General features: G+C 63.2%; 25 protein-coding genes. 8 read left to right on the top strand and 17 right to left on the bottom strand.

Annotated features, from left to right (window positions below; genetic code table 11):
• Positions 1 to 195 precede the first annotated feature (195 nt).
• The 3 genes from holA to tadA all read right to left on the bottom strand — a co-directional run bounded on the left by holA (position 196) and on the right by tadA (position 2,596).
• The gene (gene holA / locus BV071_RS20035; RefSeq protein WP_035611101.1) at positions 196 to 1,305 is read right to left on the bottom strand and encodes a DNA polymerase III subunit delta; all 1,110 of its coding nucleotides are present in this window, start codon (positions 1,303 to 1,305) and stop codon (positions 196 to 198) included.
• A 118-nt stretch (positions 1,306 to 1,423) separates the two neighbouring features.
• Positions 1,424 to 1,933, bottom strand: coding sequence for an EF-hand domain-containing protein (locus tag BV071_RS20030; protein WP_081886120.1), 510 nt, complete (start codon positions 1,931 to 1,933; stop codon positions 1,424 to 1,426).
• Between the two features lie 126 nt (positions 1,934 to 2,059).
• Positions 2,060 to 2,596 (bottom strand): tRNA adenosine(34) deaminase TadA, encoded by a 537-nt coding sequence (tadA, locus tag BV071_RS20025; RefSeq protein WP_343123407.1) that lies wholly within the window; start codon positions 2,594 to 2,596, stop codon positions 2,060 to 2,062.
• Positions 2,597 to 2,726: 130 nt separating this feature from the next.
• Here tadA and rpe point away from each other — a divergent pair, with 130 nt between their 5' ends.
• Genes rpe through BV071_RS20010 form a run of 3 tightly spaced genes read left to right on the top strand, consistent with a single transcriptional unit; the run spans position 2,727 to position 5,252 of the window.
• Positions 2,727 to 3,395 (top strand): ribulose-phosphate 3-epimerase, encoded by a 669-nt coding sequence (gene rpe, locus BV071_RS20020; RefSeq protein ID WP_265594663.1) that lies wholly within the window; start codon positions 2,727 to 2,729, stop codon positions 3,393 to 3,395.
• Between the two features lie 42 nt (positions 3,396 to 3,437).
• Positions 3,438 to 4,388 carry a hypothetical protein gene (locus BV071_RS20015; protein ID WP_265594662.1) on the top strand — a complete coding sequence of 317 codons (951 nt, stop codon included), beginning with the start codon at positions 3,438 to 3,440 and terminating at the stop codon, positions 4,386 to 4,388.
• A gap of 18 nt (positions 4,389 to 4,406) precedes the next feature.
• The gene (locus BV071_RS20010) at positions 4,407 to 5,252 is read left to right on the top strand and encodes a peptidyl-prolyl cis-trans isomerase (RefSeq protein ID WP_035611095.1); all 846 of its coding nucleotides are present in this window, start codon (positions 4,407 to 4,409) and stop codon (positions 5,250 to 5,252) included.
• A 79-nt stretch (positions 5,253 to 5,331) separates the two neighbouring features.
• On the opposite strand, the gene BV071_RS20005 is transcribed toward BV071_RS20010, so the two are convergent.
• The 4 genes from BV071_RS20005 to BV071_RS19990 form a co-directional block, all read right to left on the bottom strand.
• Entirely contained in the window at positions 5,332 to 7,530 is a 2,199-nt protein-coding gene (locus tag BV071_RS20005) for a hypothetical protein (protein WP_035611093.1), read from the bottom strand.
• A gap of 98 nt (positions 7,531 to 7,628) precedes the next feature.
• The gene (locus tag BV071_RS20000) at positions 7,629 to 9,749 is read right to left on the bottom strand and encodes a hypothetical protein (RefSeq protein ID WP_035611091.1); all 2,121 of its coding nucleotides are present in this window, start codon (positions 9,747 to 9,749) and stop codon (positions 7,629 to 7,631) included.
• 48 nt (positions 9,750 to 9,797) lie between these two features.
• Positions 9,798 to 12,821, bottom strand: coding sequence for a serine/threonine-protein kinase (locus BV071_RS33335; RefSeq protein WP_052573648.1), 3,024 nt, complete (start codon positions 12,819 to 12,821; stop codon positions 9,798 to 9,800).
• A 77-nt stretch (positions 12,822 to 12,898) separates the two neighbouring features.
• Complete coding sequence (locus tag BV071_RS19990; RefSeq protein ID WP_035611089.1) at positions 12,899 to 13,441, bottom strand: ECF-type sigma factor; 543 nt, start codon at positions 13,439 to 13,441, stop codon at positions 12,899 to 12,901.
• A gap of 85 nt (positions 13,442 to 13,526) precedes the next feature.
• Between BV071_RS19990 and BV071_RS33330 the strand changes: the two genes are divergently transcribed.
• The 3 genes from BV071_RS33330 to BV071_RS19975 all read left to right on the top strand — a co-directional run bounded on the left by BV071_RS33330 (position 13,527) and on the right by BV071_RS19975 (position 15,591).
• Positions 13,527 to 14,081, top strand: coding sequence for a hypothetical protein (locus BV071_RS33330; protein WP_052573647.1), 555 nt, complete (start codon positions 13,527 to 13,529; stop codon positions 14,079 to 14,081).
• 72 nt (positions 14,082 to 14,153) lie between these two features.
• The gene (locus BV071_RS19980) at positions 14,154 to 14,885 is read left to right on the top strand and encodes a hypothetical protein (protein ID WP_035611087.1); all 732 of its coding nucleotides are present in this window, start codon (positions 14,154 to 14,156) and stop codon (positions 14,883 to 14,885) included.
• Between the two features lie 154 nt (positions 14,886 to 15,039).
• Positions 15,040 to 15,591, top strand: a complete 552-nt coding sequence (locus BV071_RS19975) for a hypothetical protein (protein ID WP_265594661.1) — start codon at positions 15,040 to 15,042, stop codon at positions 15,589 to 15,591.
• 111 nt (positions 15,592 to 15,702) lie between these two features.
• Here the strand turns inward: BV071_RS19975 and thrC are convergent, their stop codons facing one another.
• From thrC to BV071_RS19955, 5 genes are all read right to left on the bottom strand, one after another.
• Positions 15,703 to 17,004 (bottom strand): threonine synthase, encoded by a 1,302-nt coding sequence (gene thrC / locus BV071_RS19970; RefSeq protein WP_035611083.1) that lies wholly within the window; start codon positions 17,002 to 17,004, stop codon positions 15,703 to 15,705.
• A 36-nt stretch (positions 17,005 to 17,040) separates the two neighbouring features.
• On the bottom strand, positions 17,041 to 17,709 hold the full coding sequence (locus tag BV071_RS19965) for a hypothetical protein (RefSeq protein WP_035611081.1): 669 nt from the start codon (positions 17,707 to 17,709) through the stop codon (positions 17,041 to 17,043).
• Positions 17,710 to 17,935: 226 nt separating this feature from the next.
• Positions 17,936 to 18,103: a type II toxin-antitoxin system HicB family antitoxin gene (locus BV071_RS34400; protein ID WP_075090967.1), complete on the bottom strand. Its 168-nt coding sequence runs from the start codon at positions 18,101 to 18,103 to the stop codon at positions 17,936 to 17,938.
• Between the two features lie 44 nt (positions 18,104 to 18,147).
• Positions 18,148 to 18,483, bottom strand: coding sequence for a hypothetical protein (locus BV071_RS35585; RefSeq protein WP_265594660.1), 336 nt, complete (start codon positions 18,481 to 18,483; stop codon positions 18,148 to 18,150).
• Between the two features lie 365 nt (positions 18,484 to 18,848).
• A complete protein-coding gene (locus BV071_RS19955) occupies positions 18,849 to 19,811 on the bottom strand; it encodes a homoserine kinase (protein WP_035611077.1) in 963 nt (320 codons plus the stop codon).
• A gap of 189 nt (positions 19,812 to 20,000) precedes the next feature.
• Here BV071_RS19955 and purE point away from each other — a divergent pair, with 189 nt between their 5' ends.
• Complete coding sequence (gene purE, locus BV071_RS19950; protein WP_035611075.1) at positions 20,001 to 20,495, top strand: 5-(carboxyamino)imidazole ribonucleotide mutase; 495 nt, start codon at positions 20,001 to 20,003, stop codon at positions 20,493 to 20,495.
• 114 nt (positions 20,496 to 20,609) lie between these two features.
• Complete coding sequence (locus BV071_RS19945) at positions 20,610 to 21,773, top strand: 5-(carboxyamino)imidazole ribonucleotide synthase (protein ID WP_265594659.1); 1,164 nt, start codon at positions 20,610 to 20,612, stop codon at positions 21,771 to 21,773.
• A 69-nt stretch (positions 21,774 to 21,842) separates the two neighbouring features.
• Here BV071_RS19945 and BV071_RS19940 read toward each other — a convergent pair whose 3' ends face one another.
• From BV071_RS19940 to BV071_RS19920, 5 genes are all read right to left on the bottom strand, one after another.
• Positions 21,843 to 22,376, bottom strand: coding sequence for a hypothetical protein (locus BV071_RS19940; protein ID WP_035611072.1), 534 nt, complete (start codon positions 22,374 to 22,376; stop codon positions 21,843 to 21,845).
• Between the two features lie 89 nt (positions 22,377 to 22,465).
• The gene (gene ssb / locus BV071_RS19935; RefSeq protein WP_035611069.1) at positions 22,466 to 22,975 is read right to left on the bottom strand and encodes a single-stranded DNA-binding protein; all 510 of its coding nucleotides are present in this window, start codon (positions 22,973 to 22,975) and stop codon (positions 22,466 to 22,468) included.
• 66 nt (positions 22,976 to 23,041) lie between these two features.
• Complete coding sequence (gene rpsF, locus BV071_RS19930) at positions 23,042 to 23,335, bottom strand: 30S ribosomal protein S6 (protein WP_035611067.1); 294 nt, start codon at positions 23,333 to 23,335, stop codon at positions 23,042 to 23,044.
• Positions 23,336 to 23,350: 15 nt separating this feature from the next.
• Positions 23,351 to 23,938, bottom strand: coding sequence for an aminoacyl-tRNA hydrolase (gene pth, locus BV071_RS19925; protein ID WP_035611065.1), 588 nt, complete (start codon positions 23,936 to 23,938; stop codon positions 23,351 to 23,353).
• Between the two features lie 60 nt (positions 23,939 to 23,998).
• Positions 23,999 to 24,589 carry a 50S ribosomal protein L25 gene (locus BV071_RS19920; RefSeq protein WP_035611063.1) on the bottom strand — a complete coding sequence of 197 codons (591 nt, stop codon included), beginning with the start codon at positions 24,587 to 24,589 and terminating at the stop codon, positions 23,999 to 24,001.
• Positions 24,590 to 24,686 lie beyond the last annotated feature (97 nt).

The raw sequence follows: 24,686 nt of genomic DNA, 5'->3' as shown, positions 1-24,686 counted from the left end.
GATGAAACATGACGTTTCCTGGGGGCACCGGATCTCCAATAGCCATCAAAACTGATTCGCCGCAAAAGGGGCGGCTCGAACCACCCGCTCCCACTGAAGCCGAGCCGAGAGATAGTGGTCGCAGCGCACTCGGGGCATCTGGTGCCTTCGGCCTCAATAGCTGCTTCGTCCGCTCAGAGGACTGAGTGGACTACCTTACCTCCGCCGCGCCGCGGAAGTCACCTCCGCCACCAGCCGATGCAGCACCAGCCGGTGATCCAATCCTGTCGTCACCAGCGACTTGTCCGCCCGCAGCGCCGACTCCATTGCGCCGCGCAGCCCTTCCATCGTGAAGGCCTCCGCACCACGCAAACACAGGAACAGCGGGTAAATGTTCACCCCGCCCGCCTTCTTTTGCGGCAGCCACATCCGCTCCATCTCGGGCAGGCGGTCCACCGCTGCGGCGAAGTCCTTGTAGTTCCGCATCGGCAGGCGCTTTTCCGCCAGCACCTTGGCCATGAAAAGATTCCGCACCGTCGGAATGATCGAGGCCCGCATCAGGCCGATCGCGTTCTCGCCGCGCTCCAGTTGCTGGTCGATCAGCTCTAGCGCCCGGGCGCCATCGCCATTCTGCAGCGCATTGCCGATCTCGAAGACCACGCCGGCGCGGCTCAGCGGCACCATTCGGCGCACATCGTCCAGCACCACCTCGCGGCGGTCCGGCCCGAGGTAGAGGTCGATCTTCTCCAGCTCGTTGCCGATCTGCCGCGTGGCCTCGCCCGCCAGCATCACGAAGAGTTCCAGCGCGTCCGGCTGGAAGCGTAGGCCCAGATCCTTGGCGCGACCCTCGACCAGACCTGCCACTTCCTCCTGCCAGCCCTCGCGCGAGGTGTCGATCTTGTCGTAGACCTTCACCTGCGAGTTCTTCTCCAGGAACTTCCAAAATGCCCGGCGCTTGTCGATGCCGGTGGCACTCAGCAAGAAGACCACGCCCTTGCCGAGCCCGGCCTCAAGGCAGCTCTTCAGCGAATCCACCCCGGACAGGGTCCGCTCTGAGCGCCCGGTCACATCGTCGATCAGGAAGCTGGCATTCTTCAGCCAGACCACCTTCTCGCCGCCGAAGAAGGGCAGCGTCTGCAAGGCCTCCACTACCGCCCGGCAGAGCTGGAAGGCGCCCTCGGAATTGTCCGCGGTGCCCTCGATCGTCTCGTGGGTGAAGCCGTCGTCATTCCCGCCGGTCAGCTCGCGGTGCAGGCGCAGGGCTTCCTCCTTCACGCGACCATCGTCGCTGCCGATGACGGCGTAGATAGGAGACTTGGCGGCCACGCGCGAGGTCTAGAGCCCGGCGCGGGCGTGGGCAAGCCGGGGAAGCTCCGGAAACGAAAATGCCCGGCCGGAAAACCAGCCAGGCATTGGAAATCAAGGCTCTGCAAAAACCGGGAGATCAGACTTTCGTGATGCCGAACTCCTGTGGGGAGATCTTGCCGTCGCGGTTCTTGTCGATCTTATTGAAGGACTTGCCGATGCTGCCATCGGTCGCGGCGGCCGTTCTGCGGGTCTGGCGATACTCGTCGATGTTCAAGAAGCCGTCGTCGTTGTCGTCGGCCAGGTTGAAGCGCTGAATCTTGGACGGCTTCGGAACCCGCAAGCCGCCGGCGTAGCGGATGTAGGTATCCAGGAAGATCCCTTCAGGGATCGCGGCCCTGCTGCGGACGGACGCCGTCTTGATGAAGTCGGCCATATAGAGGAAGCGCCATTCGGTCAGCACCGGGATGTCGCTGGCCCCGACAGTGCCTTGGAACTCTTCCCAGTCGATCACACCGTCGCTGTTGAGATCGGCGTTGCGGAAATACAAGGTGAACACCGCGGTCCGGCTGTTCTTCTTGGGGCCGGAATCACCGGCCATGAGGGGGGCTGCCAGAGCAAGCAGAAGGATGGGGATGCTTAGTTTCATGGGTACTGCACCTGTAACTCATTCCATTCGCTTTTGTCAACTTTCAAGTGCTTCAGATCCAAGGAACAAGGCGGCTAACAGCTTGTTAGGAAATCCGAAAATGAAGGGGTTAGATTTAACTAATTTTCAGGAAATTCCAAACGGATCGAATGATGCGCCATTACCGCCCGGGCGGCTTTTTTCCTCCCCTGCCTTCTTGCGCTCGCGGGCCTCGCGGAAGAAACCCTGCAGCAGGGCGACGGATTCCTCGCCCCGCACTCCGCGGGTCACCTCGCAGCGGTGGTTCAGTGGTGGATTGGCATCCAGCAGGTTGATCCAGCCACCGGCCGCCCCGCCCTTGGGGTCGGAGCAACCGAAGACCACCCGCTCCGGCCGACAGTGGACGATCGCCCCCGCGCACATCGGGCAGGGTTCCTTGGTCACGTAGAGGGTGCATTTCTCCAGCCGCCAGTCGCCCAGCACGTTCTGGGCGGCCGTCAGCGCCAGCATCTCGGCGTGGGCGGTCGCATCCCGCAGCGTTTCCACCTGGTTCCAAGCCCGGGCGATGATTTTGCCCTCGTGCGCGATCACGCAGCCGATCGGCACCTCCGTGGCGGCATAGGCCCGCCGCGCCTCGCGCATGGCCTGGCCCATGAAATAGTCGTCGCTGACGAGATCGATGATCGGCTCCACGCGGCAGGGATAAAGCCGGGCCAGAAAGTTCCAAGCGCCAAGACAGGGCTCGCCGGAGAAGCGCGGATTTCTGCCTCCCTTGGCACTTGGCACGTCCCCCGGGGGACTCCACCTTCCCCGCGTGATCCCGCCGACCTGCCGCGACCGAGTCATCGCCCCCTCCCTCCTTGCCGCCGACTTTTCCCGTCTCCGCGAGGAAGTCACCCGCGCCATCCATGCCGGGGCGGACTGGATGCACCTGGACATCATGGACGGCCACTTCGTGGACAACATCTCCTTCGGCCCGGCGGTGGTCCAGGCAGTCCACGAAACCAACGACATCTTCCTCGACGTCCACCTGATGGTCACGCGCCCGGACCACTACCTGCCGCGCTTCGTGGCGGCCGGCGCCGACCTTATCACGGTGCATGTGGAGGCGGAGCACGATGTCGGCTGCACCCTGCGCAAAATCCAAGAGGCGGGCTGCAAGGCGGGCCTCGCCCTGAACCCCGCCACCCCGCTGGAGGCCGCCCTGCCCTACTTGGCCCATGTCGACCTGCTGCTCTGCATGACCGTGATCCCGGGCTTCGGTGGCCAAGCCTTCATGGCCGAGGTCCTGCCGAAAATCGAAGCCGCCGCCAAGGTCCGCGAGGAACGCGGGCTGTCCTTTCACATCGAGGTCGACGGCGGGATCGACGCCCTGACCGCCGCCCGCTGCGCGAAAGCCGGGGCAAATGTGATGGTCGCCGGCTCCTCCACCTTCCGCGCCCCGGACATGGCCGTCGCCATTCGGACCATCCGGGAGGCTTGAAAAGGGACGAATCCGGCCTTCGGTAGCGCTATACGCATGTCCATGAAATCACCTGCCATCATCCCCGTCGCTTGCGTCCTCACGGGCTTCGCCGTGGGCTGGCTGGTGAAGCCGGCAGGCGAGGCCCCTGTCCCCACCGCCGCCACGGAAACCGCTGGCAATGGAGGCAAGCGGACAACCACCCGCGACGGCAAGGCCAGCGACCGCGATGATGAGCCGCCACTCGTCCGCAAGGCCAAGGGCGGCGGCCCAATCGAAGCGGATAAAAAGGTGGTCGCCGCCGAGCAAGCCTTCAACCGAACCTTCTCCAGCGCTGGCGACCGCTCCCGCACCGCCCAGCTCAACCGCCTCGCGGAGGCCCTCGGCCTCAGCCCCGACCAGAAGGACTCCATGTCTGCCCTCCTGTCCGGCCGGCGCGAGGGCTTCAAGGACCTCCAGGGCCGCGGCAAGAATCCCGCCCAGATGGTGGCAGAGGCCGCAAATGCCGAGCGCATCTACGAAAAGGCCGTGAGGGAGATCCTCGATGACGAGCAAGTCACCGCCTACGATCAGTACAAGGCCCGCGAAAAGGCCAATGACATCGAGTCCCGCGCCCAGCGCAACCTCTCGGACCTCGTGGGGCAGATCGATCTTTCCCCATCTCAGAGAGATCAAGCCGCAGAGGCCCTGCGCGCTTCCAGCACCGCCGCCTTCGCCCAGCGCCCGGAGGGCTGGGGTCTGATCAACGACACCATGAGCGTGATGGGCGGTGCCTATGTCGATGCCTTCGAGGACATGAGCGGCTCCCTCGACAACCCGGAAGCGCTCAACAACTCCGAGGAGGTCCAGAACCGGATAATCGGCGGCAAACGTGCCGCCATGGAGGAGCGCCTGAGCCGATTGAGCGGCATTCTCACCCCGGGACAGCTCGCCCAGTACCGCGCGGCACAGGAGGCGCGGATCTCCTTCATCGAGTCGTCCAGGCGGATGCCGACCCCGACGTCGAGCCGCTGATTCATCCCCCCGCCGCTCATGCTACGCATCAATGGCGAAATCGCCGATCCCGGCCTGATCGAGGATGCCTTCGCCCGCTTCAAGGCAGAGGCCGAAATGCTCAGCGAGGTTTCCTGCTGCGAGCGCGACGAGGAATTCCGCCTCCAAGCCGAGGAGGAAACCATCGATGGCATCCTGCTCGCCCAAGAGGCTGAAGAGCGGATCCCGCCCCCGGAGGCTGAGGAAGTACGCAGCGCCTTCGAGCAAACCCTGCGGCAATGGCGCGAGCATGGTGCCTCCTGGGACCTTCTCGATGCCCAGCGCGAATCCCTGCGCGCGGAGACCATCTCGCGGCTGCGCATGGAGCGTTTCACCACCAGTCTCTGGCAGGACTTGCCGGCGCTCACGGAGGATGACCTGCACGCCTGGTATCAGGCCAACGTCGCCCGCTTCCGCACGCCGCCCACCGCACACGCGCTCCATTTGGTTCGCTTCCCGGAAGGCTCGGACCCATGGGACGACTACGCCGCCATGCTCGATCTCCGCAAGCGCGCCCTCGATGGCGAAGACTTCGCGGAACTCGCCAAGGCCCACACCAAGAAACGCGGCGGAGAGGTCGACCTCGGCTGGATCGACCAACAGCGGATCTTCAATCCCTTCGAGGCCATGCTCTTCTCCCTGCGCGAAGGCGAAGTCAGCCCCGTCTTCTTCTACGAGCAGGCCCTCCACCTCGTGAAGGTCGTGGAAGCCCGCGAAGCCAGCGTCCAGCCCTTCGAGCAAGTGAGCGCGGAGATCCGCGAGGAGGTCGAACGGGACCGCCGCCTGCGGGTTCTCAAGGACCTCGCCACCAAGCTCCGCGAGAAGGCAGTGATCGAGCGGGAGTGAGGGGCTGCGCCTTCGAGAGGCCCCCTTAAAGGGGACAAGGAGGCCACCCGTCATCGAAACATGCGGCACCTGAAACCACTCACTTCAGGCTCTTCAACTCCCGCTTCACCTCCGAGTTGATCCACTCTGCCTCCTCCCAATCCCCGCGCAAACTGAACATATTGGTCTTCTCATCCAGCGCATCGTAGTCCATCCGCGCGACCCAATATTTCTCCTCCTGGTGCAACCCGTAAATCGCGCCGGCCGCAAGCACCATCGCCAAGGCCACCGGCCAGGCCGCGCCGCGGGTCAGCAGCGCGCGGTGCAAGCGCCGCTCCGGATTCCCCGCAAATTGATAGGCGGAGAGGTAGAGCAACCAGATCAGGGGCACCCCCGCCATAAAGCCAGCGCCTGCCCAAGCCAGCATCTCAAGGAGGCTGCCACCGGCCGCCAGCAACTTTGGCAATAGCGCCGCCACCGGGATCATGCTCAACGCGAGAACCGCCACCCACACCTCGGGCTCCATCCACCGCCCTCCCATCCCCAGCATCGGTGCCCGCCGCGACAATCGCCAGCGCGCCGCCAGCAACGAGACCAGTATAATCGCAATCACCAGCGACAGCATCTGTAGCAGCCACAGGATAAAGCTCTCTCCCCCCAAGGCGAATTCCCGCGCGCCTAGATACCCTGCGCGAGTGGCAAGCACATAGAGACCCAGCGGCAAACCCAGACCTAACAGCAGGATCCAAGCATGATCCCGTATCCTCAGCAAACCCATCAGCCGCGCCGGCAACAAGTCGAGCCGCTTGCGATCACTCCGCCATGCGATCCCCAGAAAGATCGCTATCGCGAAAAGAACCGCGGCACCCGCATGAACCATGAAGCGCTCATACAAGGCATACTCCGCCAGGCGCCCGCCGCGCAGTTCGGGCTCGGTCACGGCGCTTGAATGAGGACGCCGGGTGCCAAGGTAGCCCTTGCTGATGAATCCGCTGCCTCGACCTTGCTCCAAGGCATCCGGCGCAGGCACCGGCGACTTCAACTTCTTCGGATCAATGGCACTGGCGGCGAGCTCGTAGGGCAAGGAACGCGCCGGATTCCCCAGTTCCTTCCACGCCTTCGCCATCTCCCGACTGCCCGCAACGACAAAGCTCCTGAGAACCAGGCGGTGCAGCAAAGACCCTTCCATCTCGGACAATCGTTCGGCCGAGCGGAGGAAGGTCTTTCCCAATTCCTCCAACCGCGCGCTGTCTCCATCCTTGGCCGCCTTGTCCGCGGCAAAGGCGAAGGCCTCGATGTAAGCACGGAACCCGACCGCTGCGCTAGAAAGGTCTTCCGGCTGCACGGAAGACAATGCCCGCAAGGCGGTATATTCGGAAAAGTCCTGCGCCACCGGCGTGGCCTTGAAGCGAATGCGGTCGAGGGAAGCTCCGTAGTCATCCCAGCGCGGCATCGCCAACGCCTCGCCTAACAGATCAAAAGCCCGCTCGAAAGCGGCTTGATCCAGGATCACCCGTTTCGGCTTTGCTGGCGGCGGAGGCGGGCCGCGCCGAGCGGACACAGGCGGAGCCGCCGCAAGCGCGCGGCGTTCCGCTGGCGTCAGCCTCGGCGGTTTCGGCTCCCCGATGGCAGACTTCAAGAGATCACTTCCGGCCATCACGCGAAACCAGCCGTTCTCGGGATCCAGCTTCTCGCCGTTTTCCACCAAGCGATCCGGCCACCGCTCACACTCCTCCAAGTGGCGCAAGGCATGGGCGTAGTAGTGAGCCGGATCACCGGGATAGCGTTCCCACACCGCCATCCACTGCGCCATGTCGCCGTGATCACGGTCTCCGGTGAGGATCAAGCGCTGGTCCGCATCCATCCGCTCAAGCAACCGCCGGAAAGAGGGGCCTTCCTCATCCTCCGGCGGGTCATCGAAGATCCGCGGGAAGGACGGGATATCTCCGTGCTCACAACACATGGTGCTGATCGTCCCGCTCATCCGGTTGGCCAAGATGATGCGGTCCCATGACCTCAGGGCCGGCAACCCCGCCACCGCAAACCAAGCCGCACCTACCACTGCGCCACACCAAGCGGCAATCCGAACACTACGGCTTCTTCCGAATTCCCCGGCAGTCTTCCTCATCCGCTCCGTCGCAAGCGCCATCGAATCCCCGCGCGAAACCCACGGGAAAGACTCCGCCATGCCGAGACAATCCTCCAGAACCTCCCGCCGCGGCGCATCATCCCCCAGCGGTTCCATCACCGCATCCACAAAAGCCTGCTTGTCCGGATCGAGATCCAAGGCTCGCACCATGGATGGCAAACCAACTCGGAATCAATCGTCCTTCGCAACAGCGCCTCAGTATTCTCCGCGCCTTATCCACAAGGTAGTCACATTGCACCTTCCCGCGATCACGGCAGGTCGCGCACCAACTCCGCCACCGCCTCCCGGATCTCACCTTGGAGCCACGCGAGATACGCATCGCCCGCGCCACCGTTGAAAACCGGGTTCCGCTCGCTGACCGCTTCGTAGACGATCCGGTGTGCCCAATACTCCTCTTCCTTGTGAAGTGCCGACATCGCCAGCGCCGCCAGCAACACAGCCAGGATCATGAAGGGCAAGGCAGCGCGCCCCAGCGTCAGCCGCTGCAAGCGCCGGTGACCCGCACCTGCAAAGAAGCCAATGCAGATCCACAAAATCCACAGCACCGGCAGGGCGCCCAGCGAGCCCAAGAGCAAGAGAATCCGCTCCTCATCCATCGAGTGGTGGACGAAGACCTTGCAACCTGCGACAGCGGCTGGCATCGCCATCAAGGTCATGATCGCGATCCATCTGCCGGGATTAAACCCGCTCCAGCCAAAGCCCGCGATCTCGCCGCAACGCGACAAGCGCCAGCGCGCCGCCTCCACTGTGCACACCACCAGCGCCAGGAAGAGCCCATATCCCAAGGCCAGCATCGGCAGCCCGTGCTCTTCATTCAAGGTGAAGTCCCGCATCTTCAGCCACGGGAGCCGCAGGCACGCGACATACATCACCCAGGGCAAAACGACTCCAAGCACCAGGATCCAAAGCCGGTCCACCGGCCGCAACAAACCACACAAGCGCCCGCATAACTCCCGCGGTCCCCGCCGTTCGCGATATCCCGCTAGCCACACGCACAGCACCACTAGAGAGAGCAGCAACACCACGGCATACATCAGCAGCCGCTCGGTCATCGCATACTCGGCCAGGCGAGCACCACGCAGATCCTTCTCTTCCACCGGCGTGACACGGAAAGTCTGCGCGCCGAGATAGCCCGCCATCATGCCGCCGCGCCCCTGCGCCAAGGCATCCTTACTGATCATCCCCGGTGGCCTCAGGGTTTTCGGATCCAGCCGCAATCCCAGTGCATTGAAGGGCGTGGCACGTGCCGCGTCTCCCAGCTTTCCAAATGCCGCCCCCAAGCCCTTGGCCGACGCAACGGCAAAGCGCTGCTGAAGCAACTGGCGGAAATCCGGAGTGTCTTCTTCCAGGCGCTCAAGAGTCTTCACATAGCGCTCCCCCAGAGCTTCCAATCCCTCCTTGTCGCCGCTGTCAGCATACTGTCCTGCCAAGGCCGATATGAAATCCCCGAAGCCCCGGCTGGACTTCCAGAACATTGAGCCGCCCTCGGGCAGCCCGGAGGCTAAAGCGATCGATAGCGCAAGCTCCGTCTGATTTCTTGGCTGAGGCCATCCACTCAAGCGCAAGGTCCGCAACTTGGCTTGGTAATCGTCCCACTGCGGCATCTCCAAGGCCCGATCCCAATCCCCGAGAATCGCCGCTAGATCCGAGCCACTCTTGATTGATGGCGGCACAGCCGGTGTTGCAGGCCTGCCACCCCATCCTCTCGCCCCAGGCGTCCCCGGCTGCACCATCCCCGCACCGCGGGCCATCGTCCCAAGCAATCGAAACCACCCGTTGCCCGGTGCCAGCCTCTCCCCGGTCTCCACAAAGCCTTCAGGCCATTTCCCATTGCTGCGCAGGTGCGCTTCCGCATAGACGAGGAAATGCGCGGGATCATCCGGATGCTGATCCCACACCGGCTTCCAACGCTGCAAAGGACCTGTCCTCGCGGCCAGATCACCACCGATAAGCAAACGCCGCTCCGGCGGGAAACGCTCGACCATCTCGCGGTACATTTGCTCAATGGCATCGTCGCCAAGGAGAGCCTTCCCGACGAATCGCGGAACCACTTCCTTTGACAACTGCGTGCTCGCCAGCATCGCCCGCAAGGAGTGCAGCGCTCGTGGCGAGAACAGCATGAACCACGCGATCGCCAGCATCACACCCAGCCCCAGCACCCGCCTCACAAGCCGCCGCATCCTATAGCCTGCCGCACTGGCTTGCATCCTCGCCCCGGCCTCGCGGGCCTCGCTTCCCCCGCCGCCCTCGATCCAGTCACCGGCCACCTGCACTGACTCCTCCAGCATTCCGCGCGCAGCCTCGTCGGGCGGCAAGGGCGCCAGCGCCGCCTCGACGAAAGCCCGCTTGTCCGGATCCTGATCCCACATCTCCCGGCAGCATGTTAGGCAAAGCGCGGGAAGGCAATCACCGCTTGCCTATTGCTCCACGCCCTCTGCCGGGCCCAAGGCCTTCTCCGCCTCGCGATAAAGGCAACGAGCGATCAGCCAATCATACATTTGCCCCGCCGCGACCTTCTGCGTCGTTCCATCCGGCTGCGCAAAGGTATCGCCCAAGATCGCAGCCGCCTTGGAAAGAGCCTCGCGCGCCTCCGGCTCGCGCTTCAGCTCATGCAAGACCATCGCCTGCACCGCCAGCGCGCTGCTGCGGCACTCGCCCGACAGGTTCGCGGCCAGACACTTCTCCAGCAGCGGCTCCGCCGCGGCAAAGTTCCCACAGCGATATTCCGCCAGGCCCATGTTCCACTCCGCCCATGAGCGCTGATAGCCCTCGATCTGCAGCGCCAGCACGTTCCAGGACTTCGCCTGCTCCTTGTCCAAGCCCTGTGCCGACATCAGCCAGCAGATCTTCGCCAGCCGCTCGGTATTGAGCAGATACGGCGACCCCCGAAGCTCCGCAATGGCCCGGTCACGCACCTTGGCATACGCATTCGCATCACCAGCGCGCAAGGCCACCGCCGCCCAGTGCATGAGCCGATCGCTGCTACCGCCTCCGGGGAATCCGGAGAGAATCTCCTCATCCTCCGCCGCGCCCTTCCAGTTTCCCGCGCGCAGCCGCGCCTCGGCCCGCGGCATCAGCCAATGAACCCATTGGTAGTCCGGATTCGGCGGCACTTCCAACTCGGCACGCCGCGCGATCTCATCGCGCAGCTTCGCCCCCTCTTCCGGCAGGCCCGCGTTTTCATAAGCGGTCGCCACCTCGGCGATCTCCTCCAGCATCTTCACCCGTGGCGATGCCAGCGCCTTGCCGCGCAGTCGCGCCGCGTCTTGCGCCAGGGTCTTGGCTTCCTCCGCACGGCCCTCATGGCTAAGGCTGCCGGCCAACGCGCCCATCGCCCGCACCGTCTCGGGATGCTCGGTCCCGAAGATCTTGCGGCTCGTCTCCAGCGCCGTTTCGCGTAGCTTCAAGGCTTCCGCATGACGTCCGGCACGTTCGTAGGAGATCGCCAAGTTTGCCATCGCCCGCACGCCGTCCGGCGACTCCGTGCGGCCGGCGCTCTTGATTTTATCCATTACATCCTGCCGCATCTGGAGCGCGTCCTTCGCCTTGCCCGCTTCATCCAGCGAGATCGCCAGGTTCTGCATCGCATTCAGCGTCTCCCGCGCATCCATGCCGAGCTTCAGCTTGTACTTCTGATAGACGGTGGTCCGCAGGTCCCTCGCCTCGGTCGGGTGCCCGCTGGCCGCACAATAATTCGCCAGCCGGTGCATCGCCACCAAGGTCCCGGGAGCATCAGACCCATCGCGGAGCTGGCGCTTCTCCACTACCTGCCGCTGCATTTGCACTGAATAGCCCGGCTTCCCGCCCATGTAATAGGAGAGGCACAGGTCCTCGATCGCCGCCATCGTCCGCGAATCATCCTCGCCCACCGTGTCGCGGTAGTGCCAGTAGGCCAGATTCTGCAGCGTCTCCGCCTCACCATAGAGGCCGAGCGAATAGTAAGCGCTCCCCAGGGCCAAACGGAAGCGCGCCCGCCGGTCCAGCTGATCCGGGAAGTCAGTCTCCAGTCGCTTCGCCGCCCGGCCCAGGGTCTCCGCCATCGTGATCGTGCTGCCTTCTCTGCCTGGATCGGGATTGCTCAGGATATCCGTCAGGAAACCTGTTAGATCCTCGGAGTCGCGCTTGGACTTCTCGACTTCCACCAAGCTCGCCTTCATCGCTTGCTCGGCTTTCTTCGCCCGCACCGCCTGCCATGAGGACACCGCCGTGCCGCCGACCAGCGCCAGCGCGACCAGCGCTGCCGCCGCCGCCGCACCGCGGTTTCGCACCACGAACTTCCGGAACTTGTAGATCCGGCTCGGTGCCGCCGCCGTTACCGGCTCGTTGCGCATGAAGTGCTCGAGATCCTCGCGCAAGGCCGTGGCCGTGCCATAGCGCCGGCTGCGGTCCTTCTCCAGCGCCTTCAGCACGATCCAATCCAGCTCGCCGCGGATCATGAAGCTGAGCGATTTCGGCTCCGTGTGCCGCGCCTGCGCGATTGTCCGCCGCTCCTCATCGCCGATCGTGCCAAAGCGCGTCGATGGCCGCGGCACTTCCTTTTCGCGGATGATCCGCCGCATCTCGTCGAAGCCCGCCGCCAGCAACTCGCTCGCATCGATCGGTGGCTTGCCCGTCAGCAGCTCATACAGCAGCACCCCCAGGCTGTAGATGTCCGAGCGCGTATCGATATCGATCGCCGAAAGGCTCGCCTGCTCCGGCGAAATGTAGAGCGGCGTGCCCACGAACTGCTCGAAGCGCGTGAACAGCGTCATGTCCGTCAGCTGCTGCTGCGTCGCCTTCGCGATCCCGAAGTCAATCACCTTCGGGATCGGAGTGTCACCATCCAGGCCCACGATGATGTTCGAGGGCTTCAGGTCGCGGTGGATGATCCCCTTCTGGTGCGCGTGCTGCACCGCCGCGCACACACTCATGAAGAGCCCGATCCTACGGGAAGTATCGTACTGCTGTTGGTCGCAGAAGCTCGTGATCGGCAAGCCGCGGACCAACTCCATCACGAAGTAGGGTCGCCCGGTCGCCGTCGATCCCGCATCGAAGACCTTCGCGATCCCCGGGTGATCCATCATCGCCAGCGCCTGCCGCTCCGCCTCGAAGCGCGCGATCACCTGCCGCGTGTCCATCCCGGCCTTGATGATCTTCAGCGCCACCCGCCGGATGATCGGCTCGCGCTGCTCCGCCATGAAGACCACCCCGAAGCCGCCCTCGCCGATCTTCTGCAGCAGCTTGTAGCGCCCCACCATCTCGCCCGGCTTCTCGGCAATCTCCGGTGCCGTCGGCGGCTCCATCACCGCGAAAAACTGGTCCGCCTCCTCGGCATCGCCGAGCAACGCGATCACCCGGCTCATCTGCTCCGGCGAATCGCAAGCCGCCTCCAGATAAGCCCGCCGCTCGGCAGCCGGAAGTTCCCGTGCCACCGCGAAGATGTCGTCATGTGTATCCATCATGACCCCACGTGCGCCATCTTGAGCGAAAAACGGACACCCGGAAGAAACTTTTTTCAAGGCCCTCCTCCGGGCTACGCCTAGCCCTCCTTGATCGCCCGGAACAACCACACCCGCGCCAGCTCCCAGTGCCGCCGCACTGTCTTCTCATTCACCTCCAGCAGCGCCGCGATCTCATCGTGCCCCAACCCCACGAAGAACCGGAGCTTCACAATCTTCGCCTTGAGCGGGTCCTCCGCTTCCAGCTCATCCAGCACCTCGTGCACCTGCAGCAGCTTCTCATCCTGTTGCAGCTCATGGATCTCCTCATTCAGATCCATCTTCACCCCCGCCCGCTTGTCCGTCGCCCGGCGTCGCGCGTTTTCCACCAGGATCCGCCGCATCGCCTCCGATGCCGCGCCGAAGAAATGCCGCCGGTTCGCCCAATCCCCCGCCCCGCCCGCCAACCGCAGGTAGGCCTCATTCACCAGCGCCGTCGCCTGCAAGGTGTGCCCCGACCTCTCGCCCGCCATCTTCCCCGCCGCCATCCGCCGCAGCTCGCCATAGATCGATGCCAGCAATTCCGCCGAGCCGGACTCATCCCCGGCGGCCATCGCATTCAGCACGCGGGTGACATCATCCATCACCCTTTGATAACCCGCGACCCCTGTTCCTGGAAGCTTCTTGGCTGGCGATTTTCTCCAGCGATCGATAAGAGACGGCCACCCAATGGATCCCAGTTCACCCACCAATCCCTACCAGGCACCTCTCGCCATGGACCTGCCGCCGGCTCCCGTCGGAGGCAGCTTTTATCGTGAAGGTGATATGTTGGTAATCCGCGATGGCGCCGTCCTCCCACTCCGTTGCGTCCATACCAACCGTCCGATCGGCCCGGATGACTGGACCAAGCGGACCAAGTTCACATGGACTCCGCCATGGGTGTGGGCCCTGATCCTAATCCACCTCCTTGTCGCCGTCATCGTCTCACTCTGCATCGCGAAGAAGGCCTTCGTTACCTACAGCATGAGCCGCGAAGCCCGCCGGAAGCTGATTCAGCGCCGGAGCATCTCCCTCCTCGCCGCCGTGGCCGGCGGGGTTGGCGGGACGGTCTCCATCATCACCCTGAATGGCAATCTGGCCTTAATCGGTGCCTGTCTCGGTGTTCTCACTCTGCTCGTGAGTCTGATCATTCTGGTGGTGACCAATGCGCTCAGCGTGAAGAAATTCAACGACGGCTGGTTCACGCTCAAAGGCTGCTCCCGGGAATTCCTGGACTCACTCTAGGCCCGCTAGCCGTCGGGCTCCATGTCCTCTTGCGCCCGACCCCGGGCCCTGCTATCAACCAAGCTACTACCGGTGCAATCCAAGCTCGTCAGAATCACCAACTGGCTGACCTACACCCTTCTCGGGCTGGCGGGCGGCTGGCTGATTTTCGGCAAGGCCCTGGCCCCCGGTGGCTGGCCCCTGCGCCTGAGCAAGGATCCCGGCGAGCTGCCGGCCAAGGAGCATTGGATCATTCCCTCGGCCAAGGATCCGGCCAGCGCCCATGACACCAGCCCGCTGCTGGTGTCCACGAAAACGACGGCCGCCAAAACCAAATCTCCCGGCACCCCTACGTCCCCGAGACTGCGGCGCCTGCCGGTCGCGGCTCTCATCGACGCCGGCCTCACCGAGGCCGACCGGCCGAAGGCCGAAACTATCCTCGACCAGGCATGGAAGGACATGGAGAGCCTCCTCACGGAGCGAGTTCGCCCGGGCACCGATCCCGGCGCCAAGGAGGGTGAGAAGGTCTATTTTATCTCCGGCGACCAAGCCTCGGGCGATGCCGTCCTTGTCCAGATGAGGAAGCAGCTCCGGGAAGCCTTCGGCAAGGAAGCCGCCGACGCCATGCTGGCGGGCATGCATATCGAGGATTACTTCGCCGCCTTCGGCCGCAGGGACGTGAAGATCACAGTACCGTCTTCACTTACAGATGCCTTGATCGGACTTGCCTACTCTGACCCCGCCACGGGACACCCCTTGATGTTGACCGCGGCAGACGCGAAGCGCTTCAAGGAGATCTTCGGCGAAATCATCCCCCTGCCGTAACCCGCAAGCGCCCGATATCTGGAGCGTTTACAGGGGTCGCCAGCGATTCCGCTTTGCGGAAAGTGGATCCAAGCTCGTTGCATGCGGCGCCCTTCCCGGCGATTTTTTCTCGCCGCCGGAGCGCGATCCAAGCTATAACTTGAATATCATCTCCATGGAAAATTCTCCTCAACCGAATCCTTACAGCGCGCCTGCCACTACCGATACGGCCCCTCCGCCTGGCTCTTTGTTCTACCGCCACGAGAACTTCCTCATGATCCGCGATGGAGCCGTGCTGCCAGCCCGCTGCATCAAGACCAACCAGCCACAGGAAGTGAAGGACTGGAACAAGCAGGTCCAGCTCACCTGGACTCCGCCTTGGATCTATATCTTCCTCCCCTTCGCCCTCCTTCCCGTGCTCCTCCTCGCCTCGCTCATGAGCAAGCGCGCAAAGGTCACCTACACTCTCTGCCGCGAGGAACGCAGCCGCCTGGTGAAGCGCAAGACCCTCGCCACCCTCGGCTTCTTCGCCGGCGTGGCCATCCTCATCGCCGGTCTGGTCTACCTGGAGAACTCCGCCGCCGGCCCCGTCGCCATCGTCGCCGCGATCCTTATGGTCGCCAGCCTCGTGGTCATCGCCATCACCAACGCCGTCAGCGTCCGCAAGCACAAGGACGGCTGGTTCACTGTCAAAGGCTGCAGCCCCGAGTTCCTGAACTCCATCTGAACCCGCAGCCAGCCAAGGCCCAAGACTGTCCCCTGGATCACCAAATCCCCATCACGAATGAAGGCAGGCCCTCTGCCTTTCATTCGTGGTTCACAGGCTGTTCGACGCACCCTAGTGCACCGAAGCCAGCCACTCCTTGAAGGTCGCCTCATCCGCCGGCATCTTGCCTGCCACCTTCTCCCGGTCTGCCAGGATCGCCAGACGCTCCGGAATCTCCAGGCTGCCCTTCCCGATCTCCTGCTCCATCACATCGATGAACTTCGAAGGATGCGCAGTCAGCAGCGTAATGGTGGCATTGCCGGGATTCGCCGCGCGCCACTTCCGTGCCGCCAGCCAGCCGACCGCCCCGTGCGGGTCGATCTCGTAGTCGTAGAGTGATTTCACCTCGCGGATCGCCGCACGCGTCTGATCATCCGTGAAGGTCATGCCCTCGATCTTGCCGCGCATCGCTTCCCACGAATTGCCGAAGAGTGCCTGCATCCGCGCGAAGTTCGAGGGCGCGCCCACGTCCATGGCATTCGAGATGGTCGCCGTGCTCGGCCGCGGCTGGTAATCGCCGCTCTTCAGATAGGCCGGCACCACGTCATTCGCATTCGTCGCCGCCAGGAACTTCTTCACCGGCAGGCCAAGCTGCACCGCCAGCAGACCGGCAGTGAGATTGCCGAAGTTCCCCGAAGGCACTACGAAGGCAGGTTCCACTCCCAAGGGCAACTGCCGGGCACTATGGATATAGTAGAAGCTCTGCGGCACCAAGCGCGAGAGATTGATCGAGTTCGCCGAAGTCAGATTCAACCGCTCCGCCAACGCACGATCCAAGAAAGCCGACTTCACCAAACGCTGGCAGTCATCGAAGGTCCCATCGATCTCCAACGCGCTGACGTTGTCACCCAGCGTCGTGAGCTGCTTCTCCTGAAGTCCGGAGACCTTGCCTTCCGGGTAGAGGATGATCACCCGCGTCCCCGGCACCTTGTGGAAGGCCGAGGCCACCGCCCCCCCGGTATCGCCGGAAGTCGCCACCAGCACCGTCAGCTCACGGTTGTCGCCGCGCACCAGCCAGGCCATCAGCCGCGCCATGAAGCGCGCTCCGAAATCCTTGAAGGCCAGCGTCGGCCCGTGGAAGAGTTCCAGGATATGATCCCCCGGCGCCAGCATCTCCAGCGGCGCGTCGAAAGATAGCGTGCCCTCCACGATCTGCTTCAGATCCGCCGCCGGCACATCCTCATGGAAAAACGCATGCGCCACCGCATAGCCGATCTCCTGAAAGCTCAGCTCCCGCCAGATCGCCCAGAAATCCTGGCCCAGCACCGGCATGCTATCCGGCATGTAGAGACCATTGTCCGGCGGCAGCGAACGCAGGATCGCTTCCTTCAGATCGACCCGGTGGGCGGGATTGTTGGTGGAGTGGTAGAGCATGGAAGTGCTAGGTGAAGAAGAAGTGCCAAGTGCCAATCAGAACGAATTCGGCACTGCTGCACGTGCGCAAAGCCAGTCATGTTCGGAATCGTTGGTGATTTGTAGAATGATCCCGTCGATGGGCAGAGTCATGCCTTTGGCATGGAAGAAGTTTCCGGGATGAGCATCAAAGAGCGCGATTCTCGATTCGGGATTGTAGAAGGAAATGGACCCAGCCTTTCCCAACTGAACGCCGGGAAGCGTCTTGTAGCCCGAAACCAGCATTTCGTCTTTCATCTGCTCCGCAGTGGCAGGTGAGCCAACGATGTCAGGCTGCGAAATCACCAGGCTTGGAAGGTCGGCATCCAAGAAACCCTCGATCCGAATGTCGTCACCGAACTCGCGGTTAAAAAGCAAGAGACGGTCCAGATACTCTGAGGGCAGAAGCTCCCGCGCCGAGATTCCTGCTATCTCGAAGGGAGGTAGATCGCCGTAGTCGAATTCGGCACCAACTCCACACTTCCCGGGATGCGTGGTTTTCCACCAGCAGTCGGTGTCGTGATGAAAGCCGACCCGGTGCTCGCCGTGCGACTGGCAGCGCTCCAGCTTCAGCGTCGGGTCTTCTTGGAAGATCCTTCCTTGACCGGCGAACCAGTCCTTGAGGACTCCGCGCTCGAGGTCCCGAAGTTCCGGGAGGCTATTACGGCCGCGTCGTGCTGCGCCCATGCCTCGGCGGAGCTGCGCCGCGGCATCTTCAAGCGAGCTTGGCGCATTTCTTCGCATCGGTCCTTGGACATGTGGAGATAATCCGCGATCTACCGGAATTTGCGAGCCGAAAAGCCCGGTTCACCTTCGGCAAGAGCGCGGATTGGTAGAGCATGATCGTGCAAGACGAGGGAAGCTTAAACCCAATTGAAACAGTTCCCGGAGATCGTCCCGCGTCATTTCCACCTCAGGAGGCGTCATCGTCATCCAGGCAAAGCTCGATCGCTCCGCGGATCCGCGCTTCCAACCCATGGAAGGACCGGGCCTGAGTGTGGCAACCGTGCAGCGAAGGCACGCTCGCCACGAGCCAGCCTTCGGCATCCATCTCGATCACGACGTCGAATTTCCCCGTCATTGTCTTGAGTGAGCTTTAGCGCAAACCGCTGGCTCCTGCACTCCTCAATTAGCACGAGGTGCGGCCAGCTTTCTCTTCCGCACAAATTTGATTTTCCGGGCGAAGGGCATGCGCTGCCCTGCGAGGAAAAGGCCGGGATCAAACTCCGGAAAAACTTCCCTCACCTTCCGCGCGAGCTCCGGACGATCTCGTTCCAGCCCTTTGAGAAAGCGGGCGGCATCGCGGTGTGCCACGCGCCCGAGCCTCACCAGTTGCTCATCGGAGATGTCTCCTCTCTTGTAGCGATGCTTAAGAAGGAAAGCCTGCACAACCAAGCCGCATGCCAGATAGGCGGCAGACAAATCTTCATCCCCTAAATCCCTGAAATCCATCGTCAGCACTCTCCACGGCAGGTATAGCACGAAGGTTCCCGGTCCTTGGACCAATCGCCGGTTTTCCAACCACCCGATGCGCCGGACCAGCCGATGGTAGCGCTGCGGGCAGTACCGTGAAATCCATGTCACTGCCCTCTTGGCGGCCCTGTAAAAGACGCCTCCTCCTTCCAAGTTTGAAAGCTGGATGGCACCGACCTCTCCAACCCGGGTGCGATTCAGAAGGAAATTCCCTACCTGTGGACTCCGGGCAAGCTCCCCTGTCCATCTAAGAATAGGGTCCACCAGCGCAGTCTATCGCCGGATGACCGTTATGACGATTCCAAACGCCGGTAGCATTTCAAGAGCCCATCCCCGTAGATGATGCCACCCCCTCACTTCGCCGCCTTCTCCTCCACCACGTGCACGCCGTGGGGATTGATCTTGGAAACGTAAACCTGGTTCCCCAGCGGGATCGCCGAAAACACCTTCGAAATCGCCTCACCCACCTTGCGCGCCGTCTCCTCACCCTCGCAGAGCGCGAAGACACTCGGACCCGCACCGGAGATCGAGAAGCCCAGCGCACCCGCAGCCAGCGCCGCGCGCTTCGCCTTGTAGAATTCCGGGATCAGCTTCTGGCGACGAGGCTCGGCGATCACGTCGTGGATCGAGCGCGAAATCAGGCCGTAATCCTCTTGGATGATCCCGCAGAGCAGACCGCCCAGATTGCCGATCTGCTGGGTCGCATTCACCAGCGGGATGTCCTTCGGCAGGATCTCACGGGCGACCTTGGTCAGCACCTCGATGTCCGGGTGCACCACCGCCGCCCACAAATTCTTCGGCGCGGGCAATTGCGCCACGTCCAGCTCGTCGTTCGAGCGGATGAAAACGATTCCCCCCAGCAGGCAGGGTCCCACGTTGTCCGCGTGCCAGGCTCCATCCGCAGAGGCCTCACCGGCCATCGCGAAGGGCAGCAACTGCTTCTTGGACAGCGGCTCGCCGATCAGCTTGTTCACTGCGAAGGCACCCGCCACCGCCGAGGCCGCAGAGGATCCGAGACCCGACCCAAAAGGCATCTTCTTGTGGATCTCCATCTCGATCCCGCGGTCGGTCATGCCGAGGTGGCGCAGCAAATCCAGCGCCGCCACACCGGCCGTGTTCTTCTCCGGATTCTTCGGCAGCTTGCCCTCGTCACCGGTAATCTTAGTGATGTGCAGGCCGGGTTTGTCACAATGACGGACGACAATCTCGTCCCCGGGCGCGTCAATCGCGAAGCCCAGCACGTCGTAGCCGCAAGCGACATTGGCGACAGTGGCGGGCGCGAAAACGCGGACTTCCTGGATGGCTTCCTTCAGCATGAGCGCGGGGGGCGTAGCAGCCCGCCGCCCCACGCGCGAGCGCGAATGCGGTCAGCAGGAGAGTGCCAGGTGATCAGTGAGCGGTGATCCGTGGAAAGCCCGCCAAAAGTGCCTTTTGCATTTCGCGGATCACTGCCCACTGATCACTCGGCACTTGCAAGCTCCCACGTTCTGTTTTGCGCTCCGCGCATGGCAACCCCACTCGTCGGAATCATCATGGGCAGCACCTCGGACTGGCCGACCATGGAGCACGCCGCCAAGACCCTGAAGGACTTCGGCGTGGCTTGGGAGGCCGAGGTTGTCAGCGCCCATCGCACCCCCGACAAACTCTTCTCCTACGCCGCTGAGGCCCGTGGCCGCGGCTTGAAATGCATCATCGCCGGGGCCGGCGGCGCCGCCCACCTGCCCGGCATGACTGCCGCCATCACCGATCTTCCCGTGCTCGGCGTCCCCGTCGAGTCCCACGCCCTCAAGGGCATGGATTCCCTGCTCTCCATCGTCCAGATGCCCGGCGGCATCCCCACCGCCACCTTCGCCATCGGCAAGGCCGGAGCCATCAATGCCGCCCTCTTCGCCGTCGCCATCATCGCCGGCGAGGACCCCGCCCTCCTCGCCAAGCTCCAAGCCTTCCGCAAGCAGCAGAACGAGACCGTCAAGGCCGCCCAACTCCCCGATCTGGGCTGACCAACAGCTGCGCACACCCAAGCCTCTTCCACCGATCACCACTCACTGATCACCCGGCACCTGTCTTTTTTCCGTGTATTCCGCGCATTCCGTGGTTTTCCTTCGCCCCCCTGAATGGCAACGGTGAACCCATCTCCCGTGATCCCGCCGGGCTCCGTGCTCGGCATCCTCGGCGGCGGCCAGCTCGGCCGCATGTTCTGCATGGAAGCCCGCCGCATGGGCTACCGCACCCTCGTCTGGACCGGCGGCCTCGAGGCACCGGCCATCGTGGTCGCGGATGAGGCCATCGACGCGCCCTTCGACTCGCCCGAGGCGCTGGAGCAATTCGTCACCAAGGCCGCCGTCGCCACCGTCGAATTCGAGAACATCCCGCGCGAAACCCTCGAAGCCGTCGCCGCCCGGATCCAGCTCCACCCCTCGCCGAATGCCGTAGCGATCTGCCAGCACCGCGAGCGGGAAAAGACCTTCCTCAAGGCCAACGGCATCCCCTGCGCCCCCTTCGAGGTCGTCGCCTCCGCCGAAGAACTCGCCGCTGCCATCGCGAAGATCGGCACCCCCGCGGTCCTGAAGACCGCTGCCTTCGGCTACGACGGCAAGGGCCAGCTCAAGCTGGAAGGCGGCGAGGACCCCGCCCAAGTCTGGGCCAACTTCGGCACCGAGCGCGCCGTGCTCGAAGCCTTCATCCCCTTCGAGCGCGAGCTCTCCGTGATGGTCGCCCGCGCGGCCGATGGCTCCCTGGCGGTCTACGACCCCGCCGAAAACCGCCATCGCCACCACATCCTCGACGTCTCGATCGTCCCCGCCCGCGTCAGCCCCGCCGTCGCCGCCGAGGCCAAGGTGATCGCCTGTGAGGTCGCCATCGCCCTTGATTACCAAGGGATCATGGGCGTCGAATTCTTCTACCTGCCGGATGGCTCCTTGCTGGTGAACGAAATGGCCCCACGGCCCCATAATTCCGGTCACCACACCCTCGACGCCTGCGCCACCTCGCAGTTCGAGCAGCAGGTCCGCGTCATCTGCGGCCTCCCCGCCGGCTCCACCCGCCTGCTCTCCCCGGTGGTAATGCTCAATCTCCTCGGCGACATGTGGCCCGGCGAAATCGACCCGCCCGACTGGACCCCCCTCTTCGCCGACGGCTCCGCCTTCCTCCACCTCTACGGCAAGCGCCGCGCCATCGGCCGCCGCAAGATGGGGCATGCCAACTTCCTCGGCGCCGAAGTCGACGACGCCCTCAAGCGCGTCCAGCTCATCAAGAACGCCCTGCTCCACCGCGAGTGAGGTAGTCCGCACACGCGTATGGGACGGAGCAGCTCAAATTCACGGCCTGTCGGCGTCGGATATCCCGGACTATTCCGTCTTTGATTTGTCTGCCTTGCGCGCCTTGAGCCTTTCGAGCTGCTCATTGAAAAGCTTCTCCTTTGCTTCAAGCGTTTGAAGCTCAAGTGCCACGGTAAGGTAGGCATCCAAGGCCTCCTGTTCCCCCGGAACAGCGTCTCGACCATTTCCTCCAGCGATATGATCGGTCTCGACATCGATCTTGGTTTCCTTTGGGACGCCTCGCAGCGAGTTCAATGCCTCTCGCTTGGATTGCTCTGCTGGCTCAAGCAGTCGTCTCTGGGACTGCAATTCATCCAGCTGACCTGTTACGCCTCTCAACATTTGAGACTCAGGGGTTGGAACCCGATCCTGAACCCTTGCAGGTTGCGCCCCGCGCTCTCCCGTGTCCGTCGCATCCCCGCCGGCGTGCTTGGCTCCGGGTGCTTGTTCGTGAGCGGACGATTGGCCGCCTGTCGAACCTGAGCCGCTCCGATCACAGCCTGTGAGGAACAAGATGGAGACAAACGTGATCAACAGTGGTTGGTGCTTCGAACGAGTTTTCATTCTGGCTGAATGTTAGATATGGCAGGTTGCACTCCCTCTCCTCCAACAAAAAAGGCCGGGCAAGCGCCCGGCCTTTTCAGTAAATCAAATCAGAACGGAATGTCGTCCTCTTCATCCCGGTAGTCCCCGGGCTCGGCCGGGGATCCACCTTGCGGCGGACCGGAGCGCTGTTGGCCGCCACCGCCGCCACCACCCTGATAGCCAGGATCGCGCTGCTGGTAGTTGCCTCCACCGCCACCACCACCGCCGCCCGGGGTGCCACCCTTGCCGTCCGGCAGGAATTGGAGCACTTCGGCGACGACCTTGAGCTTGCTGCGCTTTTGGCCGGACTGCTTGTCCTCCCAGGTGTCCATCTGCAGGCGGCCTTCGATGAAGACGCCGCGGCCCTTGGTCAGGTACTTCTGCGCGTTCTCCGCGTTCGTGCCCCATACGGTCACGTCCACGAAGGTCACTTCGTCCGACCAGTTGCCATTGCCGTCAGCCACCCGCCGGTTCACGGCGAGGCCGAGATCACCGACCGCGGTCCCCTTGGGCGTGTAGCGGACCTCCGGGTCGCGCGTCAGGTTGCCGAGCAGGAGGACTTTGTTGAGATTGGCCATAGCAGGTCGATCAGACTAGGGAGACGTTCTTTTGAACAGCTTTTTCGCGCAGCGAAATCCGATCAATCAAGCGACGCGCTGGTAGTGCTGCAGGTGCACGTTGATGTTCAGCTTGAGCTTGGCCTTGATGCGGTCGATCGCATCCGGCTCAGCCTTGAAGAAGTAGTTCACGTAGTGACCGCTCTCAAGGTGGCGCGAGGTGTAGGAGAACTTGCGGCGGCCGATCTCCTGGACTTGGTCCAGCTTGGCGCCTTCGGCTTCGAGTTCCTTGCCGACGGACTTCACGAGTTCGTCGATGCTTGCACCTTCGGTCTTCGGATTGAGGATGACCAGTCCTTCGTATTTCCTGCTGCTGCTCATGACGTGAGACGTTTGTTAGGGTGTTCCGTGATTACTGTTATAAAAATTCGCGGCCGTGCCTAGGCCTTGGGAGAGCGCAAGCTGCACAGCTGCCCCTGCCCTTGCAAGCGTGTTTTCAAGCAGTTCCCGCTCCTCGGCGCGGAAATTCCCGAGCACGTGACCTACCATTTCACCGGCGTCCGAGGAGCCGATTCCCACCTTCAGGCGCGGAAAGTTGTCGCCGCCGAAATGCTCGATCAGCGACTTGATCCCGTTGTGGCCGCCGGCACTGCCCTTTTCGCGGAAGCGCAGCTTGCCCAGCGGCAGCGCGGCATCGTCATAGACGACCAGGACCTGCTCGGGAGCCCACTTGTGGAAGGCGGCGATTTGCCGGACCGGGCGACCGCTCAAGTTCATGAAGCACTGGGGTTTAACCAGTAGCACCCCGGAGCCGGGAAGCTTGGCGACATGGCTCTGCCACTTCGGCTCGGCCTTGAAGGCCACTCCTGCCCCCAGCGCCATGCGGTCGAGCACCATGAAGCCCGCGTTGTGGCGCGTGCCTTCATACTGCCGCCCCGGATTGCCGAGGCCAACGATCGCGGTGATGGAAGCTCCAGACTCCAAATTTTCAAAGAAAAGCCCGGTCCGCCGTGAGGCGAACCGGGCTGGTAAAAATCAAATGCCTCAGGCAGCGGCGGTCGCGCCTTCGGAAACCGCAGCGGCGGTCTTCGCGAGGTGGGCGATCACGACGTCAGCCGCGTGGGTGGCGGTCACACCAGCCGGCAGCTTCACGTCGCCGATGTGGAGCGAGTCACCTTCGTCGAGGTGGGCGACATCGAACTCCAGCACTTCCGGGAGCTCAGCTGCGGCGCAGCGGACTTCCAGGGTGTGGCTGAGCTGCTCAAGCATGCCGCCGGCCTTCACGCCGATCGGCTCGCCGACGAGGTGCACCGGGATGTGGGCGGTGATTTCCGACTTCTCGTCGATCGCCAGGAAGTCCACGTGCAGCGGCTTGCCCGAAAGCGGGTCGTGCTGGACGGCCTTGAGGAAGGCCAGCTGGCTCGCACCGGAGAGGTCGAGGTTGATGAGAATGTTTTCCGAGGTGGCGTGGGCCAGCAACTCGTCGAAGGCCTTTGCATTGACCTTCAGGTTCTTGTTTTCAGTGCCGACCCCGTAGATCACGGAGGGAACCCAGCCCTCGCGGCGCATTTGCTTGAGGACTCCGGAACCGGTACGTTGACGCAGTTCGGCTTGCAGGACGTGCTTCTTGGCCATGGCGGAAAAAGGCGTGGGATTCGAGTTCCGGCAGCGATGTTCCGCGGCCGGGGGCGGGGTCTGTAACGGGCGGACCCGAATTTGTCAAAAAATTGTT

The sequence above is a fragment of the Haloferula sp. BvORR071 genome (assembly GCF_000739615.1).
GTDB lineage: Bacteria > Verrucomicrobiota > Verrucomicrobiia > Verrucomicrobiales > Akkermansiaceae > Haloferula.
The sequence above is the reverse complement of the archived record's forward strand: the minus strand, read 5'-3'. Positions and strand labels throughout refer to the sequence as shown.

What these genes read in the sequence shown, in the direction of transcription:
- BV071_RS19990 (WP_035611089.1), bottom strand. Translation starts at nt 13,441, where the DNA reads ATGGATGATGTCACCCGCGTGCTGAATGCGATGGCCGCCGGGGATGAG.
- BV071_RS19975 (WP_265594661.1), top strand. Translation starts at nt 15,040, where the DNA reads ATGGAAAATTCTCCTCAACCGAATCCTTACAGCGCGCCTGCCACTACC.
- rpsF (WP_035611067.1), bottom strand. Translation starts at nt 23,335, where the DNA reads ATGAGCAGCAGCAGGAAATACGAAGGACTGGTCATCCTCAATCCGAAG.
- BV071_RS19940 (WP_035611072.1), bottom strand. Translation starts at nt 22,376, where the DNA reads ATGAAAACTCGTTCGAAGCACCAACCACTGTTGATCACGTTTGTCTCC.
- BV071_RS20030 (WP_081886120.1), bottom strand. Translation starts at nt 1,933, where the DNA reads ATGAAACTAAGCATCCCCATCCTTCTGCTTGCTCTGGCAGCCCCCCTC.
- BV071_RS19945 (WP_265594659.1), top strand. Translation starts at nt 20,610, where the DNA reads ATGGCAACGGTGAACCCATCTCCCGTGATCCCGCCGGGCTCCGTGCTC.
- BV071_RS20015 (WP_265594662.1), top strand. Translation starts at nt 3,438, where the DNA reads ATGAAATCACCTGCCATCATCCCCGTCGCTTGCGTCCTCACGGGCTTC.
- BV071_RS20010 (WP_035611095.1), top strand. Translation starts at nt 4,407, where the DNA reads ATGCTACGCATCAATGGCGAAATCGCCGATCCCGGCCTGATCGAGGAT.
- BV071_RS34400 (WP_075090967.1), bottom strand. Translation starts at nt 18,103, where the DNA reads ATGACGGGGAAATTCGACGTCGTGATCGAGATGGATGCCGAAGGCTGG.
- BV071_RS19955 (WP_035611077.1), bottom strand. Translation starts at nt 19,811, where the DNA reads ATGCTGAAGGAAGCCATCCAGGAAGTCCGCGTTTTCGCGCCCGCCACT.
- BV071_RS20005 (WP_035611093.1), bottom strand. Translation starts at nt 7,530, where the DNA reads ATGGTGCGAGCCTTGGATCTCGATCCGGACAAGCAGGCTTTTGTGGAT.
- ssb (WP_035611069.1), bottom strand. Translation starts at nt 22,975, where the DNA reads ATGGCCAATCTCAACAAAGTCCTCCTGCTCGGCAACCTGACGCGCGAC.
- BV071_RS19920 (WP_035611063.1), bottom strand. Translation starts at nt 24,589, where the DNA reads ATGGCCAAGAAGCACGTCCTGCAAGCCGAACTGCGTCAACGTACCGGT.
- thrC (WP_035611083.1), bottom strand. Translation starts at nt 17,004, where the DNA reads ATGCTCTACCACTCCACCAACAATCCCGCCCACCGGGTCGATCTGAAG.
- BV071_RS33335 (WP_052573648.1), bottom strand. Translation starts at nt 12,821, where the DNA reads ATGATGGATACACATGACGACATCTTCGCGGTGGCACGGGAACTTCCG.
- BV071_RS20000 (WP_035611091.1), bottom strand. Translation starts at nt 9,749, where the DNA reads ATGTGGGATCAGGATCCGGACAAGCGGGCTTTCGTCGAGGCGGCGCTG.
- BV071_RS19965 (WP_035611081.1), bottom strand. Translation starts at nt 17,709, where the DNA reads ATGGGCGCAGCACGACGCGGCCGTAATAGCCTCCCGGAACTTCGGGAC.
- BV071_RS33330 (WP_052573647.1), top strand. Translation starts at nt 13,527, where the DNA reads ATGGATCCCAGTTCACCCACCAATCCCTACCAGGCACCTCTCGCCATG.
- purE (WP_035611075.1), top strand. Translation starts at nt 20,001, where the DNA reads ATGGCAACCCCACTCGTCGGAATCATCATGGGCAGCACCTCGGACTGG.